The organism is Virgibacillus carmonensis (assembly GCF_057836705.1).
Map to the genome: position 1 here is coordinate 1 of NZ_JBYQFJ010000015.1, position 21,380 is coordinate 21,380.

19 protein-coding genes and 1 riboswitch are annotated in these 21,380 nt (G+C 37.1%); of the genes, 14 read left to right on the plus strand and 5 right to left on the minus strand.

What is annotated here, in order from left to right:
* Window positions 1-321 (plus strand): penicillin-binding transpeptidase domain-containing protein (locus AC3G7N_RS12615; protein ID WP_489422517.1); only part of this gene is annotated, 321 nt, incomplete at its 5' end.
* 247 nt (window positions 322-568) lie between these two features.
* Window positions 569-1,042 carry a DinB family protein gene (locus tag AC3G7N_RS12620; protein WP_489422518.1) on the plus strand — a complete coding sequence of 158 codons (474 nt, stop codon included), beginning with the start codon at window positions 569-571 and terminating at the stop codon, window positions 1,040-1,042.
* Between the two features lie 634 nt (window positions 1,043-1,676).
* On the opposite strand, the gene AC3G7N_RS12625 is transcribed toward AC3G7N_RS12620, so the two are convergent.
* Entirely contained in the window at window positions 1,677-2,618 is a 942-nt protein-coding gene (locus AC3G7N_RS12625) for a metallophosphoesterase (protein ID WP_489422519.1), read from the minus strand.
* A gap of 696 nt (window positions 2,619-3,314) precedes the next feature.
* Here AC3G7N_RS12625 and nhaC point away from each other — a divergent pair.
* Window positions 3,315-4,721, plus strand: a complete 1,407-nt coding sequence (gene nhaC, locus AC3G7N_RS12630; RefSeq protein ID WP_489422520.1) for a Na+/H+ antiporter NhaC — start codon at window positions 3,315-3,317, stop codon at window positions 4,719-4,721.
* A gap of 801 nt (window positions 4,722-5,522) precedes the next feature.
* Entirely contained in the window at window positions 5,523-5,945 is a 423-nt protein-coding gene (locus AC3G7N_RS12635; protein ID WP_489422521.1) for a VOC family protein, read from the plus strand.
* 241 nt (window positions 5,946-6,186) lie between these two features.
* Here AC3G7N_RS12635 and AC3G7N_RS12640 read toward each other — a convergent pair whose 3' ends face one another.
* Window positions 6,187-6,450 (minus strand): biotin/lipoyl attachment domain-containing protein, encoded by a 264-nt coding sequence (locus tag AC3G7N_RS12640; RefSeq protein WP_489422522.1) that lies wholly within the window; start codon window positions 6,448-6,450, stop codon window positions 6,187-6,189.
* A gap of 372 nt (window positions 6,451-6,822) precedes the next feature.
* Here AC3G7N_RS12640 and AC3G7N_RS12645 point away from each other — a divergent pair, with 372 nt between their 5' ends.
* The 5 genes from AC3G7N_RS12645 to AC3G7N_RS12665 all read left to right on the plus strand — a co-directional run bounded on the left by AC3G7N_RS12645 (window position 6,823) and on the right by AC3G7N_RS12665 (window position 11,493).
* Window positions 6,823-7,167, plus strand: a complete 345-nt coding sequence (locus tag AC3G7N_RS12645) for a DUF1428 family protein (RefSeq protein WP_489422523.1) — start codon at window positions 6,823-6,825, stop codon at window positions 7,165-7,167.
* 198 nt (window positions 7,168-7,365) lie between these two features.
* Window positions 7,366-7,470 (plus strand): DUF899 family protein, encoded by a 105-nt coding sequence (locus AC3G7N_RS12650; RefSeq protein ID WP_489422600.1) that lies wholly within the window; start codon window positions 7,366-7,368, stop codon window positions 7,468-7,470.
* 25 nt (window positions 7,471-7,495) lie between these two features.
* A complete protein-coding gene (locus tag AC3G7N_RS12655) occupies window positions 7,496-8,044 on the plus strand; it encodes a DUF899 family protein (protein WP_489422524.1) in 549 nt (182 codons plus the stop codon).
* 340 nt (window positions 8,045-8,384) lie between these two features.
* The gene (locus AC3G7N_RS12660) at window positions 8,385-8,924 is read left to right on the plus strand and encodes a DUF1572 domain-containing protein (RefSeq protein WP_489422525.1); all 540 of its coding nucleotides are present in this window, start codon (window positions 8,385-8,387) and stop codon (window positions 8,922-8,924) included.
* Between the two features lie 829 nt (window positions 8,925-9,753).
* A complete protein-coding gene (locus AC3G7N_RS12665) occupies window positions 9,754-11,493 on the plus strand; it encodes a M14 family metallopeptidase (protein WP_489422526.1) in 1,740 nt (579 codons plus the stop codon).
* 1,435 nt (window positions 11,494-12,928) lie between these two features.
* On the opposite strand, the gene AC3G7N_RS12670 is transcribed toward AC3G7N_RS12665, so the two are convergent.
* On the minus strand, window positions 12,929-14,125 hold the full coding sequence (locus tag AC3G7N_RS12670) for an MFS transporter (RefSeq protein ID WP_489422527.1): 1,197 nt from the start codon (window positions 14,123-14,125) through the stop codon (window positions 12,929-12,931).
* Between the two features lie 42 nt (window positions 14,126-14,167).
* Window positions 14,168-14,926, minus strand: coding sequence for an MBL fold metallo-hydrolase (locus AC3G7N_RS12675; protein ID WP_489422528.1), 759 nt, complete (start codon window positions 14,924-14,926; stop codon window positions 14,168-14,170).
* A 118-nt stretch (window positions 14,927-15,044) separates the two neighbouring features.
* Between AC3G7N_RS12675 and AC3G7N_RS12680 the strand changes: the two genes are divergently transcribed.
* The 4 genes from AC3G7N_RS12680 (at window position 15,045) to AC3G7N_RS12695 (ending at window position 18,810) form a co-directional block, all read left to right on the plus strand.
* Complete coding sequence (locus AC3G7N_RS12680) at window positions 15,045-15,455, plus strand: Lrp/AsnC family transcriptional regulator (RefSeq protein WP_489422529.1); 411 nt, start codon at window positions 15,045-15,047, stop codon at window positions 15,453-15,455.
* Between the two features lie 896 nt (window positions 15,456-16,351).
* Entirely contained in the window at window positions 16,352-17,602 is a 1,251-nt protein-coding gene (locus tag AC3G7N_RS12685; protein WP_489422530.1) for a dicarboxylate/amino acid:cation symporter, read from the plus strand.
* A 452-nt stretch (window positions 17,603-18,054) separates the two neighbouring features.
* Window positions 18,055-18,477, plus strand: a complete 423-nt coding sequence (locus AC3G7N_RS12690) for a helix-turn-helix domain-containing protein (protein WP_489422531.1) — start codon at window positions 18,055-18,057, stop codon at window positions 18,475-18,477.
* 252 nt (window positions 18,478-18,729) lie between these two features.
* Complete coding sequence (locus AC3G7N_RS12695; RefSeq protein ID WP_227001955.1) at window positions 18,730-18,810, plus strand: putative holin-like toxin; 81 nt, start codon at window positions 18,730-18,732, stop codon at window positions 18,808-18,810.
* Between the two features lie 278 nt (window positions 18,811-19,088).
* On the opposite strand, the gene AC3G7N_RS12700 is transcribed toward AC3G7N_RS12695, so the two are convergent.
* Entirely contained in the window at window positions 19,089-19,244 is a 156-nt protein-coding gene (locus tag AC3G7N_RS12700; protein ID WP_489422532.1) for a DUF1540 domain-containing protein, read from the minus strand.
* A gap of 406 nt (window positions 19,245-19,650) precedes the next feature.
* Window positions 19,651-19,754, plus strand: a riboswitch (SAM riboswitch).
* Window positions 19,755-19,971: 217 nt separating this feature from the next.
* Here AC3G7N_RS12700 and AC3G7N_RS12705 point away from each other — a divergent pair.
* Window positions 19,972-21,342: an LLM class flavin-dependent oxidoreductase gene (locus AC3G7N_RS12705; protein ID WP_489422533.1), complete on the plus strand. Its 1,371-nt coding sequence runs from the start codon at window positions 19,972-19,974 to the stop codon at window positions 21,340-21,342.
* Window positions 21,343-21,380 lie beyond the last annotated feature (38 nt).

Consider the following 21,380-nt stretch of genomic DNA (forward strand, 5'->3'; position numbering starts at 1 on the left):
TTTTGGTTAGATAGCTCCTTAAAAATAAGTCCATTGGAACAAGCAGATTTTATGGAAAGATTGTATAAGGAGAATCTCCCTTTCAATAAGCCTGTTATGAATACGGTTAAACGAATGATGATTCAAGAAGAAGGAGATCGTTATATCCTGTATGGAAAAACGGGAACTCGGTTATCTGATTTAGGGTTAGGATGGTTCGTTGGGTTTATAGAAACGGAAAAGCGTTCATATGTGTTTATTACCAATATCGAGGGCTCAGGTACAACCGCAAAAAATATCACCATGGATATCTTGAAGAAATATGACTTGATTACAAAATAAAAAACTTTTACAAGCTCGATAAGTGAAAAAGATTTCAATTATAAGGTCTTTTTTATTTTATCATATGATCCGCCCCCAAAAATGTCCAAATGGACAATTTCCGGGGGCTTTCCTAAAAGTTGAACAATCTTACTCAAAAGGGCCATTTAATTGAATAAAAGGATGATCATTTGGGCGATCGAGAAGAATTCCTTAGCAGACGTATGTGATAAACTTAAATAAACCAAAAACAGGGAGTGTAAAAGTAATGAAAGAAGACGGGATTTTTGAACAATATGATTTTTACAGGGAGTCATCCATCGAACTACTTGATTCTGTTGCCTCAGAAGAACTAGCTGATGTGATTCCAAATGGACATAGCAATTCCTTGCGCTGGAATTTAGGGCATATTTCCGTTGTACAGGAGGGAGTAATGTATTACTTTGGGATGAATCAATCCGGAGAAATTTCCACAAAAGTACAGGAAGCTTTCAAACCGGGGACAAGTCCAAAGAATTGGTCTGCCTCGCCTCTTACTTTGTATGAAATACGCGAGTTGCAAATAGAACAAAAGGAACGAATAAGAGAGACATTTTCCGGAAGATTAGGAGAACCGGCAGCCAATGTGTTTGCATTTAGGGATAAAAAGTTAAAGATGGTGGGGGATCTGTTCATATTCACACTCTGGCATGAAGGGTTGCATCAGGGTGTCATTAAGAGTATGAAACGGATTTTGGAGTAAGAGGGACAAGGTAACTGTTTTATTGAAAATAGTAAAAAATAATGGCATGTCACAATGATAATGAGATCCAAGTCTACTAATTTAAGAACACTAAGTTTATAGTCGCAATAGGAGCGCTTTACTATAATAAAGATAGATCAGTGCTCATTTTTTAAGGGCACTTTTATGTGAAGTGTGTTTAAACTATACTACTATGTTAGTTAGCTGACGGTAAATATAATAGTGGACTTAGAGTAGCATCAAGCTACTCTTTTCTTATGGCAAAAAAACAACCCCAAATTAATGACTTGGCGTTCCTGCAACAAGGCTTTGACCACGAAAAAAGCCATATCCAGGAGGTTAGAGAATATGGCTTTTTTACTAGGTATTTAAAAGGTTATGAGGATTCGGTGTTATATATGATATCTACGTTACAAAAAAGGTCTAGTGTTAGACCTTTTTGTGATTGAAACCTATTAAACGGTAGTTAAATACTTTTCTATACTAAAGTAAGCACATGCATTATTTCCATTTTTACAAGAAAGTAATTAAACGAAATATGAAGAAACGTTATCTTGATTATAAAAAACTAACTATATTACTGTCGTATTTTTTATGCAAGATGCAAACCATTAGTCTGGTGTCCCACAAAATATTAGTTTTCATGGAATTTTAACACTCGATCTTGCTCACGGCCATAGCCAATGATTTCTAAGCGATCCTTGTAAGCCTGGACAATTGAATATGAATTAGTGTCTTCTGTCTCCACCATACCCTTAAGGTTTACGTAATGAATTCCATTTTTAACTGCATAGTTTCCAGAGTGATTATGTCCATTAAAATAGGCGACTACATTACCAGCGGCCTCTAACTCTTTTATTACTGCATCATCGTTCCAAACGTTGTGATTGTTCGCAGGATATACTGGCATGTGTGAGAATACCACTACGTTTTCGTTTGTTTTTGCTGCCTTACTAAGCACATTACGTAACCATGTTAATTGATCATTGCTGACACCGCCGTTCCATGTTTGAGCATTAATCGCACCATTTTCCTTTAAGGAGTTGTACATGATTTCGGATTCCTGGTACTTTTCAGAACCTTCGGGATTTGCATAGAGACTAAGGTCGTTTGTATCGAGTACAACAAAACGCCAATTTTTGTATTTAAAATTGTAGTACTGGTTTGGCATACCAAGTATGTCGACAACTTTTTCAGTTGGCGCAGCAAAATCGTGGTTACCAAGTACATGATATTTCGGACCTTCTATCATGTTATAAATGGGAAGCATTGTAGAGAAACTGGATAAGTTCTTGTCGATAAGATCACCAAGTTGTACAGTGAAATCAAGTTCATGCTGGTTAAAAGTTTGAGAGGCATCGATAAGCTTGTCCACTGAATTGCGGTAAAAACGTGTTCCGAAAGCATCACAGTCACAATATTGTGCATCTGGGACAAGTCCAAATTCAAATTTTGGTTTTTCTTCCCCTTTTGCCAACACTGACGTAGTCGGATTAATGGCAACGAGTGCTATTGCAAGTACAACAGTGGTAATATAACCTTTTAGATCTTTGTTCCTTTTTTTAAAAATAAACATGCTAAACCCCTTACTCTTGTCAATGACAAGGTCAAATTTTTAATTTCGTTTTTATCATAGCTTATTAAAATACAAAAGGCGATATTGTTTACTGAATCTTTACTATATTTTAATAAAATTTACCGATTTAGGTAAATAAATTAATATAACCGAAATCCGGTGATCTAGGCATTTCCAGACCAATCGTTGTTTTATTTCCTGTTACCTTATAATTGATAAGTGTGGGTAGTTTGGTGGCATCGAAATTAAAAATATTAGAATTAGTTTTACATTACAGTTTAATAACTTGCTCTTTCTTGGCTTAAGCTTTATTAAATGCGTAAGCATAATATTTGGAATGAAAAGTGTTAGTTGGAGTCGAAAATGTGATAGTTGTGCTAAAACGGTTACCATATAACTCCAACTCAAACGGGCCATTTTGTTTAATAAGCCTCATAGCCAAAACAAGTAATTACTCATTAAAAGCCTTCTCTACAAGAGAATAGTTGGTGGTTAATTTAGTCATTTTGTAGTAGACTGGATTAAACTAATTTTTCAAAATAGAGGAAATGTTTTTAGGGGGTAGTGACTATGAAATTACTAAATATACTGTAAGGATAAGGGCGAATCCATAGTCAGTTATGTCAATGGTAGGGTTTCTGAAAATTTTACATACACTGACTTTTAACTGTAACACTAATACGAGGGGGTCTATAAATGGATAAAACGCTATCAACATTAAAGGCTTTAATCCTATTAATTCTTTCCTTTACGCTTATCTTAGTTGGAGTTCTATATCTAGGTGCTCCTTCAACTATTGTTCTCATTTCAACTGGTTCAGTAGTTATTGCACTAGCAGTAATGTGGGGAATTAAGTGGAAAAAAATTGAAGAAGATTTAATGGATAATTTGAAAGCTATGTTTAAGCCAATTTTAATTTTACTTGCAGTAGGGATGTTAATAGGTTCTTGGATGTTATCTGGGACCATTCCATTAATTGTATACTATGGATTGCTAAGCATTAATCCTATATACTTCTTATTTATCACCGCAATAATTTGCTCTTTAATGTCAATAATGGCTGGAACATCATGGGGAACAATCGGAACAGTTGGAGTTGCATTAATAGGTGTTTCCGTCGGCTTTGGTATTCCAGTGTACTACACCGCGGGCGCAATCGTAGTTGGTGCCATTTTTGGGGATAAATTATCCCCCCTATCAGATACGACTGTAATGAGTTCCGCAATGGCAAATGTTGAGCTTGTTGATCACATAAAGCATTTATTATGGACAACCATACCTGGTTATATTATTTCACTAGTGCTGTATTTTGTTTTAGGTTTCCAATTTGGAGGTAGTACCGGAAATAGTGGAAATGTAGAAATAATAATATCAACTCTAAAAGAGAATTTTAACCTAAACCCGACATTGTTAATTCCACCAATTATTGTTTTAGTACTAATTTATTTTAAGAAGCCAACTCTGCCAGTGTTTGTTATAGGTATTTTAAGCGGTTGTCTATTAGCAGTTTTCTTTCAAGGAAAAGATATTCTCGAAGTCGCTAATGTACTCAATAGTGGATTTCAAGATACTACTAATGTCCCCCTTGTTGATCAAATATTACAAAGGGGTGGTCTATCCAGCATGTTGGATACTGTCGCACTGTTAATCGGAGCTGCAATTTTCGGTTCCCCCTTGCAAACTGCTGGAGTCATACAAACGATGTTGGATAAATTTATACGATTATCAAAGAGTGCAAAAACAATGATGGCTTCGAGTTTAACCTTACACGCACTATTTTTTACAATAACTGGAAGCTATTATGTAACGTACGCTGTTTTAGGGCCGACCATAACCCCATTGTATAATAAATATGGATTGCATAATAAAAACTGGTCAAGGACTATGGAAGATACAGGAACTGCATTAGCTCCAATTATCCCATGGGGTGTAACGGGGGCATTTATAGCAGATACTTTACAGGTTACAACTGGAGAATATATTTTATATGCTCCGATGACTTATCTTGGCGTAGTATTCGCACTTATATATATCTTTAGTGGATATGGCATAGCTAAAACAGGTTCATTACAAAATGTAGATGATAAAGAGTCTGTTAGTTAATCAAGAAATTCGGGTGAAAAATTCACACATAGTACCAGCTTGCCCATCACTTCTGACCTTGCTTGTGCCCGTGATGGGTTTTTCAGTCATAGTGGACCACAAAACTTTGGTGGGTGATAAAAGTGTAAGAGGACAGTGTGTAGGTCAACGGATGGTTTATGAAAGTATATAGTGTTCTACAAACTTATCCCTCCACAGATGTGACTATTATGTTACAAACATTTACCCTGCTTAATCGCTGGTAAAACCCCATGGGGTGAAGAAATATCTTCCAATAATAAAGTTGAGGAAATGAACCATATTTATCATTCCGTCAACGGTCTTACTCAATAGGCGCAATCCTTGAATAAAGGGTAAGCGCTCTTTTTCCTGTTTAGTGCCAGACTGTGGAAGATTATAAATGCAAATTTTACTTTCAAAAATAGGAACCGCATTCTTCAAAAGCGGTGTTTTCAAAAAGGAGTGGTTTGTTTTCGCCTTAAACCCGGCGGAAAAAATCATACTTAGTCGAGCTTAAAAGGATATTAGAAGTATCTAATAACAGGGTCTGCTGTATTATATTGAGGAGGGAACGATAACTGTTCTATATATGGAGATGAAATACCATTCAATAAGTAGTTTTTAGCAATCTCTGCGTAGCACTTTTTTGCTTCTTCAACAGTTCGTTTAACACGTCACAATATCATGGAATAGGTTCAAAGATAATGTTATTTAGGATGAAAAGGAGGATTTCTTCGTTATTCAAAGAATATGTTAACTAGAGTGAACAATCCCAATTCAAAGTAAAGGAGCCTATTAATTATGACGTTACGGTTAATTCCATATTTAAATATGGAAGGGAACGCAAGGGAAGCAATTCAGTTTTATGAACAAGCAATCGGTGCCGAAGTCCTCACAATCAGTACTTACGGTGATATGCCGGAAATGCCAAATACTTTCACTGATGATCTGAAGAATCTTGTGGCACACGCAAAGTTACAAGTTGGTGAAACGGAGCTCATGTTTTCCGATGCTCCGGATGGTTCGGCTATTCAAAAGGGTAAGCAAATAACAATTTGCATTTCAACTAACGACATGGAAAAATCAAAACGAATTTTTGAAGCCTTAGAACAAGAGGGTAAAGTAAATATGCCGTTTGAAGAAACCCCTTTCAGCCCGGGTTTTGGTGATGTAACAGATAAATTCGGGGTGACCTTTCAAATTTATACCGAAAGTCAAAACTAAAAATAAAAATGGAGTGCTTGCTTTTAAGCCTTCACTTCATTTTTACTGTTGCTATTGTACCCGGATTGTTCATCCCTTATTCCTTTAAAGGGCGCTTTTACGGAAGAAGGAAGCGCCCGTTACGCTGCATTGGATGATGGATTTGGAATTTTACTCATAACATTTTGACATACACCTTTTCGAGGGGGTGGGCAAAAAAACACCCATGATCTTTCGTTTTCGGTGAACACTTTTTCCAGACTTATAAATCTTCCTTTATAAAAAGGAGAACATCGCCACGGACTACTTTGTCACCAACTTTCATATTTAATGCCTCGATTATTCCGCTTGTGCCGGTCATAATTTGCTCTACATTTTCCTGTTCTATTCGAATGATTACTAACGATTGCTGTTCGCAAACCCTCTCACCAGATTCGACCTTAATACTTTCCACACTTCCGTTAACAGGGCTTGTTATAATTTGATCGTTACCCCAACGTCTTGGTAGAACTTCATGATTCATCATTGGTTTCGTCCTCCTTTACGTATAAATTATATCAACACAAGTTAAAATATTCTGTCAATTATATCACTTTAGCATATTGTTATCTAATGAATGTGAACTCAGTACAATATTTATTCTTACTTTGCTTATTAAAGCAGTAAGATTCCGTTGGATTAATGATCTTCCTAAAAGGGTGTGTTTCCTGAATAAGGTTTAGCACTTATGCTTTATTCAAGAGATCTCTAGTTGAGCTAAACGGCTACCACATAACTCCTACTCAAACGGGACAGATTGTTGAATAAAGAAATTTAGCAATTAAGAAAAAATTATTGATGGTTGCGTGTGCTAAACTTGACAATAACGTTAATGATTTTATCTAAAGGAGGAGTAAACATGTATTTAGAAATTTATCTTTATCCAGTACCGGAAGAAAACAAAGAACAATTTTTAAAAATTAATCGAGAAGCTGAACGTATTTACAAAGAATATGGTGCGATCCAGAGCGAAACATTTACTGCTGCATCTATTCAGCCAGAATATGGTTGTTCAGGAATGGCATCGGCAGTTGAACTACACGAAAGCGAGATACTTATGTTAGAAATTAATCGTTATCATAATCTGGATCACCATAGTCAGGTTCTGGAGAAAGTTGATAATGATGAACAGATTGAAAAGTTATATAATCAAATGACAAAGGTGATCGATGTGAGCCGAACTGTCCGTGGTGAATTCAAATAGCCATAACAAAGAAAATGAATTCTGCCATAATACGATAGGGCGCAATCGAGGAGAACTCACAAGAAATATACCGTGTTACACTCGAAGGGAATCATAAAAATAACATTCACCCATGGAAGGAGATATGATGATGTCTGAAAAGAATGAACCATTATCAAAAATTGTATCAGGAAGGAATGGCAAGTTGAGCGCGAAAAAATACTCGTTAAGGAGAAGGAGCAAACCCGCGCGTTAGACGCATTAGCTGCCGATTGCCGTAGGCTTCCGATGGTTCAGATCGACAAAGAATACGTTTGTTTTTGAGGGGTCAAATGGAACAGCGAACCTAATGGATCTATTCGATGGACGTCGCCAGCTTATTGTTTATCACTTCATGTTTAATCCTGATTGGTCAGAGGGATGTGATGGTTGTTCAATGGTAGTTGATAATATGGGGCATCCGGCTCATTTGCAAGCACGAAACACATCCTTGGCCTTGATTTCTCGTGCGCCACTCAAGAAGAATGAACCGTTTAAGAAGCGTATGGGATGGACACTGCTTTGGTACTCCTCATTTGGGAATGAGTTTAATTACGACTTCGGGGCAACGACGGAAGGTGGAGAAACACACCTCTGCAGTGTTTTTTTACGCGATAAGGAGCAGATTTTTCTTACATACTCAACGGATGCTCGAGGGGTTGAACATTTGGGCACTAACTGGAGTTATCTTGATCTAACGCCGTTCGGGCGGCAGGAAGATTGGGAAGATTCACCTGAATGGGTGCCGCAAACGCAACCTTATCAGTGGAATCGTCTCCACGATAAATACGATGACTCTGAGGACACGGGCTCCTGTTGCAATTCTGGAGTTAACAGCTTGATAAACGATTTTAAATGATATCTACTCACCTTTCTTTTTCAATATGAACTACTGGAATGGATATTGGGGGTTTGTTGTGAAAGATCCCTCTGGAAATACAGTAGAACTTTCTTTATCTGGTAATAGAAATTCTTACGAAATAAAGTAAACCTAATATTAGCCAATATCAGATTGGAATTATGCCATTATACGAACGTGGCGCGATTCTGGAATTAGAATTGTGCTCTTTATTTTTGTATAGGGCCATTTTGTGGAGTGAAAGAAGGAATACTCGAAAAAAATTGAAATTAACTTAGATGTTGTTTTTTTATTAGCAGTTGAGGGTTATCTAAATAACCGTGTAAAGGTGGGGTGACTAATGAGTTTTGGAAATGAGTATTTGCAAGTTGTCCAGGACAGACTTAAAAGTGTTAAAGGTCTTGGGAATAAGACAATAAGTCAATTATCAGAAGAAGAGATTCATTGGATTTTAAATAAAGGATCGAATAGTGTTGCAGTTATCGTAAAACATTTAAGTGGAAATATGGTATCTAGATGGTCTGACTTTTTAGCTTCGGATGGAGAAAAGCCTTATAGGAATCGCGAACAAGAATTTGAAAATAATATATCATCAAAGCAAGAGTTAATTGCAATGTGGGAAAAGGGTTGGAATATACTTTTTGAAACATTGAATAGTTTGGAAGAACAAGATTTGTTAAAGAATATACATATTCGTAGTGAAAGCCATACGGTACTTGATGCGATAGAGAGACAGATGGCTCATTATGCTTATCATATAGGGCAAATCGTTTATATTGGAAAGCAATTAAAAGATGAGGATTGGAAAACCCTAAGCATCCCAAAAGGGGAATCGGAAGAATACTTACAACATATGCAGAAAAAACATAAGGAAAAATAAACTTATTACGTGGCGCTTTTCTGTAGCAAGAATTGCGCTCTTTATTTATGTATAGGGCCATTTTGTGGAATAGTGATTTGAATTCGATGCGTTTGTTGAAAACAACCCTTATAAAACCTTTGTATAAATAAAAAAGCACAGTAGGAAATTCATTCACGAATTGCACTACATTTTAATTTAATTGCTTTAAAATATGTTATTTAAAAATCTTAAAAGAGAACGAATTAGAATGAAATTAGAACATCTGTCTTAATAATTTTCAATCATCACCAAAAGTAATAGAGTTTTAAGAAATAGTAGATCCTGGCCATTATCCGGTAAATGATTGAGATCAGTTGATTTCTATTAAAGGGCTTCCCTCGAATAGTAAGTTGTTCCGAAAGGGCACTATTGTTTAAGACCGAAGGTAGTAGAAAATGATTTAAACGTTTTTATAAAACTGAAACTTAATTATGCTAGAGAAGAATCCATTGGTGATCAATCTTTTTTCAAAATGGATTCTTTTTATTTACTGTAAAATACGGGTTTGTGAGGTTTTTTGAACAAACTTTATTTCAAAGCAAGACGCAGGACTTCCCCAACGTGCAACATTCGTAATTAATCCCAATATCCCATTAATTAGAAATCTACTTTGTTGTTTTTCCCGTATTTACTGTGAGGTGAAAATGAAGATATCTGATGATAAAGTACCAGCAAATGGAACAACCCCCTCCAAAAACACATCTTTTGACGCAAGGATTTAACAATCGAAAAAGCGAAATTAGTAGGGTAGGTAGTTTACATACGGAGGTGATATTCCAGAAGCCTAATTCATTTATAGCTACGCTATGTGGCTACAGAAGATAATATATTTAAGGAGGGCTTAGCTATTCGAAACGCAAAATTATTAGCGGTTTTTACAATTATTTTAATGATTTCGTCACTATTTGGAACAGGACAGGTAAGTAAGGCTTCTTCAGAAAAAACAATTACGTCTTCTACAGCTGTAGAACAAATGAATTCAAGTTTTACTCCTTATTTCGGTCAATTTTATGAGCAACCTGAACAAGTAAAAGAACTATATCCAATGCCTAAAATTTATTTGAATACCCCTGCTTTTAAAGAAGGGAAATCAAACTTCACAACACAAAATGAAATGATGTCATTTCTTCAAAATCTAGATCATTCGAGTGATTTAATGAAGATGGGAACCGCAGATAATTCACTTGAAGGACGGGAGTTGCCGTTGCTGATTTTCTCAACAAGCGGTAATACGGAATCGTCCGATTTTAAAAATAAAACAACAGTAATGCTGGAAGCTCAGATACACGGGAACGAACCGGCTGGTGGAGAGTCCATGCTTGTAATAGCGCAAAAACTGGCTACAGGAGATTTGGGAGAGAAGGTACTTGACGATATTAACGTCATCATTATTCCACGAATAAACCCGGATGGTTCATACTATTTCCAACGTCAAACGGCTAACGGTTTAGATGCAAATCGAGACCATGTAAAGCTTGAACTTCCGGAAATTCGTACACTTCACAAGGTATATAATCAATTTCAACCGGAAGTTGTCATTAGTTCGCATGAATATGGTGTGTATCCAGGTAAGTTTCCGGACGTGGGTAAACAGGGAGCGTTGCCTTACCATGACATTCTATTAGCTCCAGGTTTCAACCTGAACACACCAAAAACAATACGTAATAAATCATCTGAATGGTTTGTCAAATCAGCACACAAAGACCTAAAAGAAAACGGCTTCTCTTCTTATCCGTATTATATTGTTGATCGATCAGCTAAAGAAACAACTATTACGGAAGGTGGATTAGAGGCGCGTATGGATACCAATGCATATGGTCTCCAGCCAAGTTTTACGATTCTTGTTGAAAGTCGTGGGATTGGAATAGGACGTGAACTTTTTGGACGTCGCGTTGCTGCAACAGTGGCGGCTAATACGAGCTTATTGAAATCAAGTGCTAAGCGTGCAACTGCAATAAAACAAGTGATAGAAAATGTTAAGGCCAAGATTATACGCCAAGGCAGCAAGATAGGAAATAACGATAAAATTGTATTGGATAGTAAGCGCCAAGAGTTGCCTGGTCAACAACAACTTAAAGTAGTCGACATAGCTGAAGGATCAATTGAGCAGATACCAGTCAACTATTACAGTTCAAAAGAGGCGGTACCTACCATGGAACGTGTTCGCCCAACTGCCTATATTCTGCCTCCGGAGTACCACGAGATTGCAGAAAAACTGAAAATCCAGGGAGTAGACGTTAAAAAACTTAAAGACGTAAAAGAGGTGACAGTTGAACGGTATAAAATAACGGAAAAGGTGGTTGAAGATGAGTTATACCAAGGCCATCAGATAAACCATGTTACAACTGACTTAGCGGAAACAACACGCACATTCCCTAAAGGAAGTTATGTGATTAGTTCCGCTCAGCCGGAAGCTAACTTAATATCTGTTGCACTGGAGCCAGAATCAATCGATAGTTATGTTACCTTTAACTATGTACCGGTCAATGAAGGTGATGTGGTTCCTATTTATCGGTATATGAAAGAACAGCCATTGATAGAAGAGTAGGACGAAGATATTAAGTATAAAATCCCCGTGATTCGTAAAGAACTCCGGGGATTATGTATAACCTCTTCTTAGTTTTAGGTCCAAATGTTCACCTACTATAAAAAAGGGTATAAGCTTTACTCCATGCTTTATTATTTTTAAATCTTTCGTATAACAACTTCATCGGATAATTCCGTACACAATTGTGGCTTTAAAATAAAGTTAAACCGTTTTGCCTTCTTTGGATAGGATTTTCCAAAGGGTTGCTTTTATCTTCATAAGCAACTCACTTTTAAAATGATAGAATTAAATTGCGTCAATTACCACATTACTATCAGGTAGAAAATAATCAAATTTTTTAAAAATTGAATACTACTTCACAAATAATAAATCCATTTTGATCAAACTTTATTTTAAAGCAACACCAAAGGTTATTATTATGGAAAAACCAACATAATGATATTACGCAAATGGGTGCGTTAGTTGAATAAGAAAAAGTTAAAAGTCGATCTAAAATGTCGGCTTTTTTCGTTTCGTTAAAAGGAAAGGTTTCATAACTCAGAAATTTTGACTCCTATTTTAAGTTCCAGTGTAAATTTAAGAGATAATTTGCGTTAATTTAATCGTTATTTTACACATAGATTAAGAAACCCAGTAACCTTGACGTAATAAGTTACAGGGTTTCTTAATTTATATACCTAATTTATGGAAGCTACCGATACGCGGTCATATGTAAACCAAAGAATAAACTACGCAGAATGTCGTTTACTCTTTGTAGTATCAAACCTTTTCTTTTCTAATTTTACTCATTGTAACTGAAACGCATTCAAGACGACTGATTCGGAACTGAAGGCCATTGCATTGCCAACCTTAGTAAGCCCCAGGCCCAATCGCCATATCCATCTCCACTGTAGCAAGCGCGGAAGCGTCGTTAATTCCGCGACAGACTATGTGACTCCCTTTTTAAATTCTTTAGTCCACAATTGGGCGCGCTCGTTTAAATGGTTTATTTATAAACCCCTAGATGATGTTATTTGAGGTTTGAAAACCGAAAAAAGTATAGCTCCTGCAAATCTTTTTAGTAAACCATAAAATTCTTCTTCATTAGCCTTACCTCCGTTTATCATAACCTCATATAAACCCCAGCGATCTTTATATGCGAGCCCTGAACTTTGATAACCATTCCGGGTATAGAACATTCTTCTTGTTACCCTTTGCTCATAGTTACTTGCTGTCTCATCAATGACTTCTATATTGAGTATTATTCGATTATCTGGGTACTTCTCTTTAATTTGAGCTAGTGCAAGGCTGCCATAGCCTTTTTCATATTCTTAAAATGAAATTAAGAATCTTTAATAAAATTCACCTTTTCAGCAATTTTGTATTGAGAAATTAGTTATTGCAAAACCTATTCTTCCGCAGTTACAACTGCTCTATTTGCCAGGTTTATATTATTTTAATCTATCAAGCGCATACGGTCTGCTCTTTCCTTTTTGCCATACAGCAAGTAATAGAGGAAAGACATCGCAATAACTGCGATTCCCAAAATCGCATACATAGTAGGATATCCAGTTACTGGTATCACAAGTCCCAGAAGAGAAGGGCCAAATCCATTTCCGATATCAAAAAAGATGAAAAAAGTGGCAGTAGCGAGCCCCATACGATGAGGTGCAACTACTGTCACTGCTATGGTCTGGCTGATGGAAGAAATATTCCCGAAACCAAGTCCAATCATAGCACCTGCCATTAAGAAAGTTACAGCGCTATTTGCTGTACTGAGGAGAAGCATTCCGGCACCGAAAACAAAAAAAGCCGGATACATAATATAGTTTGGCCCTATACTGTCCATCAACCGGCCGGTGAACGGTCGCGATACCAAGACGGTAACTGTATAGACAATAAAGAAAAAACTGGCTGCATCCACTAAATTTAGCTCAATAGCGTAAAGATTTATATATGAAAGAACACTTGAGAAGCAGAAGGTCATCGTAAGGACAATAAAACTGATGGGAAGTGCTTTTGGCTCAATAAAGTTGGAAAGCTTAAACCCTTTGTTTTCATGTTTGATTTCTGCCGTTTTCACTATGGGAACATTAACGAAGAAGCCAGTTACCATACTAACAATCCCTAACATAAGGCAAAAGATAAAAATCATCTCAAATCCGGTATGCTGAGTCATATAAAGGCCAATGAACGGGCCAAGTCCGGTAGCCAACGCTGTACTGACAGCAAAGTAGCCAATTCCTTCCCCTCTTTGTGATTCCGGTATCGTGAGGACAACAATCGTCCCAATGACGGTAGTTGCTATCCCCATGGCAATGCCGTTCAAGAATCGGCTAATAATTAAAAAGGTAAGCCCATAATCCACAAAGTATAGGAGTGTAGTTACCGTAAAGAAGACAAGTCCGATAACTAATATTCGTTTGTATTCGATTCTATTAACGATTTTCCCGGTAAGCAACCGACCCGTCAATGCCCCGATGATGAAAATGCCAGCTACTAGACCTGCCTGCCCGGTAGATGCATCAAATTCTCTTAGCACATAAAGAGCGATTGTTGCATTCAATAAAAGGTATATGAGGATCAAGAAAAAATTGACCAAGGAAAGAATGATAAAATCTTTTGTCCACAATTTCGGTTTTATTTGCTTCACCACTTAACCTCCTCTCCCGGATGTCATGATTCACTTCTCACCTTAAAACGTGTAGGACTCGCCGTCGTCTGGCACTAACATATTAGAGGAGATCCCTTTTTCCTTGATAAAGCTTTTTAATTCTTCTCTTGATAATGTCCAATGATTAACAGCTTCCATATGGACAGAAATAATTTTTGCGTTAGGGGCAGCCTTATACACTTCATAGATATCCTCTTTCCCCATAACAAGAGAACCACCCTCAAAGAATTGATTATCTCCGCCATTTACTACAATGATTTCTGGATTGTGTGTATCAATAACGTCCTGAACACCTTCATACCAAACAGTATCTCCAGTTACATATAAAGTTTTCTCATTAGGGTGCTTAAAGACAACGCCACACACTTGGCCAGCAAGTTTTACCATTTCTCCTCTTCCATGCTCGCCTTTAGTTTTAACCAATTGGATACCTTCAAAGATTATATCTTCCTGTAAAACTTCTAAATTTTGAAAACCAGCACTTCTAATTTCTTTCGCATCTTCTTCATTTTGTACAAACATTTTGATCTCTTTTGGCAATGCCTCTTTCGCAGCATCATCCCAATGGTCATAATGCAAATGAGTAACAATAACAGCATCAACGTTAATGATATTGTCAATGGATGTGGGTAAGCTAACTAAAGGGTTATTTTGATCTTGTCTTAATGAATTTGGGAAAGGTGGATAAGTTCCCTTCTCTGCTAGAAATGGATCTATTAAAAACTTTTTGCCTGCATATTGAACAACTAGTGTAGCATTTCGAATTTGTTGTATATTCATGATTAATTAACTCCTTTTCTTTGAACTACGTATAGTCTATACTATGACTACATAACGAATACATAGGTTAAATAAAGTCTTTTGGCCGTTTGACTTTATTAATCAAAGGAGTTAAATAATGTTAGATAAAACAGATATGCTTATCTTAGATGAACTTTCCCAGAACAGTCGGATCACGATGAAAGAATTGGGTGAAAAAGTCCATCTGACTGGACCAGCCACTTCGGCTAGAGTTGCGAAATTAGAAGATAATGGAGTAATTGAGGATTATACCATAAATGTCAACCAAGTAAAGATGGGGTATTTTGTTCACGCCATGATCAGCATCTATACCAAAAGCACCTATCACCAGCCCTATCTGTCTTTCCTGAAAACACAGGAACCATACGTCATCAACAACTATAAGATTAGCGGGGATAGCTGCTATCTTCTCGAATGTAAATTTCCATCCAACGAAAAACTGGATGAATTTCTGGTTGAGTTAAATGAGCATGTGAACTACAGACTATCAATAGTTATTAATAAATAGAGCTTCTTGCAAAGAGCCAAGTATATTGAGCACTTTTAGAACGTGTCAATATACTTGGCTCCTTTAATTCACTGATAAAAACTGTACTACTGTTTACAAACTGCAACTTCCCATGACTATATTTATGTAATTTTTCCTTTTTATTCCTCCTTAACGTTTATGTTTATGCGCTGTTATCCTATAGTTTTGCCGACCGTAAAAGTACACTTTTGCGGACGATTTAGTTTTTCCTTTGATAAAATATCTCTTTACGTTCGTAAATAACTAAAAAATGTTTATGAACGTTCGCTTATTTTCAACGACATTTATGAATGAATTGAGTAGGTAGTTAAAAAAATCTTATAAGCTTCCTTGTTTCTGGTGATAATCAACTACAATCCTCAAAGATATCAACGGAGCACCGTCACAACAGCCTTTTCAGAATAACACCTATGCGGTACGAAGGCTGTCCAATTGATGAAGATGTTTGAAAATAAGAGAAACAGTAAGGTAGATATCACCAAAACATCACATTTTTATATGTTTTGTTCTGAGATGCTCTTCAGATGGTCTTTGACTTTCTGAGGTGCATCTTTTTTCATATGGTTCAGTTATAAATTTCAACCCTGGTATACTTCAATGGGCATCTATCTTCTACTAAAAAAGGAATTATATAAGTTTAAGTATCAAATTTTTTATCATTTTTTGAAGCTATTCTTGAGTTCAAACGTAAATTACTATAAAATTACATGGGGATATCACTGGTCAAAGAGCTTTTAAATACATATTTTCCAGTTATACAAGAAAAGACTAACTGGGCTTTTGTCTTGGTGGTTGGCTGTATTAAAATATTCAACTTAACTCTATGACACATATTGGGCTAGAGCCCTCAAAATATACTATCAGGAGGTAGAGGTATGAAACTAACAGCAAAGATTTTGATTGGACTCGGCCTCGGAGCTGTCGTCGGTTTAGCTTTACATTTCTTAGCTCCGGACTTATTTGACACGTTGGATGCCTACTTTTTTGGACCGCTTGGAACAATCTTTCTGAATTTAATTAAAATGCTAGTTGTTCCTATCGTGTTTTTCTCTATTACTTTAGGCGTAGCTGCATTGGGTGATCCGAAAAAATTAGGGCGTATAGGTACGAAAACGGTTGCCTTTTTCTTAGCAACTACAACCATCGCTCTTATAATAGCAATCGGTTTTGCTTATCTTTTTGAGCCTGGAAACACAGGGATTGATCCATCTGGGGCAGAATATAAAAGTCAGGAAGCTCCTACAGTAGTTGAAACATTTACAAATATCATTCCTACGAACCCTCTCCAGTCAATGGCTGAAGGGAATATGCTGCAAATTATTGCATTTTCTATTTTTATCGGATTTGCATTGACGATGCTTGGTAAAAAGGTAGAGGCCGTAACGAGGGTAATTGAACAAGGAAATGAAATTATGATGTTCCTTGTTAATTTAATTATGCGCTTCGCTCCATATGGTGCGTTTGGATTATTAGCTTCTGCAATCGGCCAAATGGGACTTGACGGTGCAAAGGCGATGGCTGCCTACATGCTTGTCGTCTTACTCGCATTATTTATACACGCTATTGTCGTCTATGGAAGCGCTGTTTTCATATTCGGTAAGATGAATCCACTCCGCTTCTTTAAAGGCTTCTTCCCTGCAGCAACGGTCGGATTTAGTACATCGAGTAGTAGTTCAACACTGCCGGTTTCCATGAAGGTAGCCCAGGAAAATTTGGGAGTACCTAAATCGATCAGTGGTTTTGTCCAGCCATTAGGCGCCACCATTAATATGGATGGAACAGCTATTATGCAAGGTGTAGCAACGATTTTCATTGCCCAAGTATATGGCACTGATTTATCGTTCACACAACTAATCATGGTTGTCGTTACGGCTGTATTAGCTAGTATTGGTACGGCAGGTGTTCCAGGTGTAGGACTTATTATGCTTGCGATGGTTCTTAACCAAGTATCCCTCCCAGTTGAAGGGATTGCACTCATTATCGGGATCGACCGTTTATTGGACATGACACGTACAGCAATCAATATTACAGGTGATGCTGCATGTGCTGTCTGTGTCGCAGAGTCCGAGAAAAAACATGGTTTACCTGAAGAGATGCCAGAAACGGATATCAGTCATGTTAAATAACTAGGAGGAGTAGACCGTTTAGATTTCCTCTTAGGATATGACTTATTTGAAAAGATGTAACTGGTAGAACCCGTTATCAGTCGAAATTCTCACGTTTAAGTAAAAAAAATTTAAATGATTTCAAAAAGGCCTTAACCAGATGATTAATTCGGTGAAGGCCTTTTGAAATGTCCTGTGCGTTAGAAGAAGGAAACATCAAAAAGTAATTGCGTGTTCCCTCTACCAACTAAAAATTCAAACAAAGGAATTTTTAACAGGAAAATAGAATATGTAATAAGAGTAGCCTTTCACAATGCTTGTCCAGAAAAACTACTTCTTATATTTTATTTACCCGTTCCGCCTTTGTCGAATGTATCATGAATAATGTCTATAACATCTTCTTTGTCATTATGATTAATCAATTTTATCATCCTTTCAACTATAACCATTTCCAAAAGTGAGGTAATTTATACATGAAAAAGATAACGATTGAACTAAGCGAGGAGACATATGATCAAATAAAAGAAATCACTGATCTGGAAAATTTGATTAATCGACATAGGGATAAAAATAGACGTGATAACTATAAAATTGAGGAATTTGTCATTGGTTGTATTGTGGATAAAATAGAACAAATAAAACATTTTGAGTTAGTTAACCCATTCATGGAAAATAATGCTCAACCTGTTATTAAGAATCGCTTTAAAGAAATTGCTAAAGATAAAAATATTTATATAAAAGATGTTGCTGATCAATTGAACATGCTGCCGCCAAATATAAGTAAGATATTTAACAATGCTTCCCAACCACGATTAGAGTTATTCATTAAAATCTGGATTGTGCTTGGCTGCCCACCATTACATAAATGTATTTACCTGGAAGAAGATGAAGGTTAGAAACTTTGTCTTCTTTTTTTTGCAGTTAAAAAAGTATAAATTCTTTCTTACTGCATAAGCGCAACGAAGGCTTTCACCATTAAGGGTCGGCGATAAGCCAAGTTTTCTAAACATTTTTTTAAAATAAATGTAATAAGACAAGCGTTCCCACCCATATCATTAAATATAATAAACCTAATTAAAATGTATCAATAACATTATGGACGGTGTAAAAAAGCGGAGATGATACCCTAAGAAAGGGGGTGATCCCGGATGACAGTATTTGAAACGCTTGTTCTGATGATTTCATTTGGAACATTAATGGTTGCAGTATTGTCAGACCATAAAAAATAACCACCTAGCCTCACAAGCAAGCAGGTGGTTATTTTTCAGTGCCCCTTTAAAGGGCTATTATAGCTGATCGTTGGTGTATCAGCACCAGCGGTCTCTTTTTAGTTTATGCAACGTACTCTAGGTTTATTATATACAAAAATTATGGGATTGAAACCAATTGATAAAGAGGGGGCAACAATTCATGCTTTTGGCCATTTCTAACCCTCTTTCGGCATAAATGACCAAATATTTTCGAATCATTGCCTTACCCTACGAAGTGCTTTAAAGGTGATTATCACTTAGCTTTTAGCTTCAAACGTTTTACAATCAGTTTCCTCTGTTGTCCTGGCCTTTGCTCGTTTGTGCGTAACCACGTATATCCGATCAGCGTTACAAACATTGCCTTCGCCCCAATATGTGCAGTTGTTTACCTCGCAAAGCACATCTTTAGCCATTTAAATCCCCCCTTTGTTCAGAATAAAGAAAGTATAAACGACAATCTGTCTAGCTCCAGCGCCTTGAGCTTTTCGAATTTGTTAATAAGAGCATGTTTTTGAAAATGGCTTTATTACTCGAATTGTCTCGTGGAAATATAATACTAATCGTTCCAACAAGTTCACTAAAAGCGGAGGAACAGCCGCAAGGGTATTGTTCCCTCTCCGACACCCTTATATGTATCCGGTACTAAATATATCACTGGATTATCCGCACATCTGAATCCACGGGGTTCTGAAATATGTCTGCTGGTCAGGAAGAAAGTATTTAGTTTGCAAATTATTTTTATAAATATAAAATTCTTACTTGACAGTTTTTTCTGTATTCGATATGATATGTACAATCTTTTATAACTGAATAGAATATTCCTTATCAAGAGTCGGGGGAGGAGTCTGGTCCTGTGATCCCGCAGCAACCGTTATTTGTAACAAGGTGCTAATTCCAGCAAGCATTTGCTTGAAAGATGAGATGGTGTGTAATGAAAATATAACCTCTTCCTCATCGGAAGAGGTTTTTTTGATTCCCACGACTAAATGGTGTAATCAAATTTCTTTTTTAAACCAAGTAAGTGCATAGGAAAAGTTACCTTTAATTTAGGGGGTGGATCGAAACAGCAGGATCTGCAAATGTTCATAGTGTGTGGTATGGACCAATCATTCAAAAATACTAAATAAGGAGTTTTGATGTATGGCAAAACAGATTCATTTAAATGGATTTATCCAAAATTCGCCTTCCCCGCATTCAACGGGATTGTGGAAACATGAAAAGGACCAAGGTAGAAATCATAACAGTTTATCTTATTGGGTAGAAGCGGCACAAACTCTGGAACGTGGAAAATTCGACGCGTTATTTATCGCAGATGTACTTGGTACGTACAGCGTTTATGAAAACAACCATCATGCTGCTGCAAGGAATGCTGTACAGCTTCCAGCGCATGACCCGTTGATCCCGATTTCAGCCATGGCAGCAGTGACTGAAAACTTGGGTTTTGCGCCGACAATATCCGCTACATATGCACAGCCCTATGCGTTGGCACGTCAGCTGTCGACGCTTGATCATTTAACGGGAGGAAGAGTTGCTTGGAATGTGGTGACATCGTATCTGGAAAGTGAAGCGGTTAATTTGGGGCTTTCTGAACGGCTACCAAAGGAACTCAGATATGACCGTGCAGATGAATTTCTGGAAGTCGTCTATAAGTTATGGGAGCACAGCTGGGAAAATGGTGCCGTTGTTAACGACAAAGAAAGTGATACATTTGCTAATCCCGATAAGGTTCATTTGATCAATCATGTAGGCAAGTTTTTCAATGTACCTGGTCCTCATTTGGTTGAACCATCACCTCAGCGTACACCGGTTCTGTTTCAAGCAGGGGCTTCTCCAAAAGGAAGAGATTTCGCGGCCAAACATGCCGAAGCTGTTTTTACAAAAAACCACTCGCTTGATGCATTAAAGCAGTATACTGCGGATATTCGCAAACGGACGAAACTGCAGGGCAGAAATCCGACTGATGTGCGTATCTTCCCAATGATTCTGCCGATTATCGGATCAACTGAGGAAGAAGCATATGCCAACTATGAGGATTTGACCAATCATGTTAGCTATGAAGGAACGGCATCACTCTTATCCGGCCATACGGGTATTGATTTTTCCAAATACGATCCGGATCAATACATCGAAGATATGGAGACTGAAGCCGTTCAGGGGAATCTGGATATGTATGCAAAAGATCCGAATAAAAAATGGACATTGCGAGAGGCCATTAAAAATCATGGTCTTGGTAACGGAACCGTAAAGTTTATCGGCACACCGGAACAAATTGCGAATAAGATTGAAGAATGGGCGAAAGAGGGCGATGCGGATGGCTTCAATATTGCCCAGACGTATTCGCCAGGAACATTTCGAGAGTTTGTTGATTATGTCGTGCCTGAACTGCAAAAACGTGGGATTTATCGGAAGGAATATGAAGGAAAGACATTAAGGGAGAACATGTTTGGAAAAGGGCATGTCCACTTGCCGGATAATCATCCTGCAAAAAGACTAGGCATCGTTCAGACTTAATAATGATTGGGAGATTCATTTCCTGTTAGCCTCTAATA

Excerpts from the sequence above, each read along its gene's own strand:
- AC3G7N_RS12620 (WP_489422518.1), top strand. The coding sequence starts at position 569 with ATGAAAGAAGACGGGATTTTTGAACAATATGATTTTTACAGGGAGTCA.
- AC3G7N_RS12680 (WP_489422529.1), top strand. The coding sequence starts at position 15,045 with ATGTTAGATAAAACAGATATGCTTATCTTAGATGAACTTTCCCAGAAC.
- AC3G7N_RS12705 (WP_489422533.1), top strand. The coding sequence starts at position 19,972 with ATGGCAAAACAGATTCATTTAAATGGATTTATCCAAAATTCGCCTTCC.
- AC3G7N_RS12700 (WP_489422532.1), bottom strand. The coding sequence starts at position 19,244 with ATGGCTAAAGATGTGCTTTGCGAGGTAAACAACTGCACATATTGGGGC.
- AC3G7N_RS12640 (WP_489422522.1), bottom strand. The coding sequence starts at position 6,450 with ATGATGAATCATGAAGTTCTACCAAGACGTTGGGGTAACGATCAAATT.
- AC3G7N_RS12675 (WP_489422528.1), bottom strand. The coding sequence starts at position 14,926 with ATGAATATACAACAAATTCGAAATGCTACACTAGTTGTTCAATATGCA.
- AC3G7N_RS12645 (WP_489422523.1), top strand. The coding sequence starts at position 6,823 with ATGTATTTAGAAATTTATCTTTATCCAGTACCGGAAGAAAACAAAGAA.
- AC3G7N_RS12635 (WP_489422521.1), top strand. The coding sequence starts at position 5,523 with ATGACGTTACGGTTAATTCCATATTTAAATATGGAAGGGAACGCAAGG.
- AC3G7N_RS12660 (WP_489422525.1), top strand. The coding sequence starts at position 8,385 with ATGAGTTTTGGAAATGAGTATTTGCAAGTTGTCCAGGACAGACTTAAA.
- AC3G7N_RS12625 (WP_489422519.1), bottom strand. The coding sequence starts at position 2,618 with ATGTTTATTTTTAAAAAAAGGAACAAAGATCTAAAAGGTTATATTACC.
- AC3G7N_RS12655 (WP_489422524.1), top strand. The coding sequence starts at position 7,496 with ATGGATCTATTCGATGGACGTCGCCAGCTTATTGTTTATCACTTCATG.
- AC3G7N_RS12685 (WP_489422530.1), top strand. The coding sequence starts at position 16,352 with ATGAAACTAACAGCAAAGATTTTGATTGGACTCGGCCTCGGAGCTGTC.
- AC3G7N_RS12690 (WP_489422531.1), top strand. The coding sequence starts at position 18,055 with ATGAAAAAGATAACGATTGAACTAAGCGAGGAGACATATGATCAAATA.
- AC3G7N_RS12695 (WP_227001955.1), top strand. The coding sequence starts at position 18,730 with ATGACAGTATTTGAAACGCTTGTTCTGATGATTTCATTTGGAACATTA.
- nhaC (WP_489422520.1), top strand. The coding sequence starts at position 3,315 with ATGGATAAAACGCTATCAACATTAAAGGCTTTAATCCTATTAATTCTT.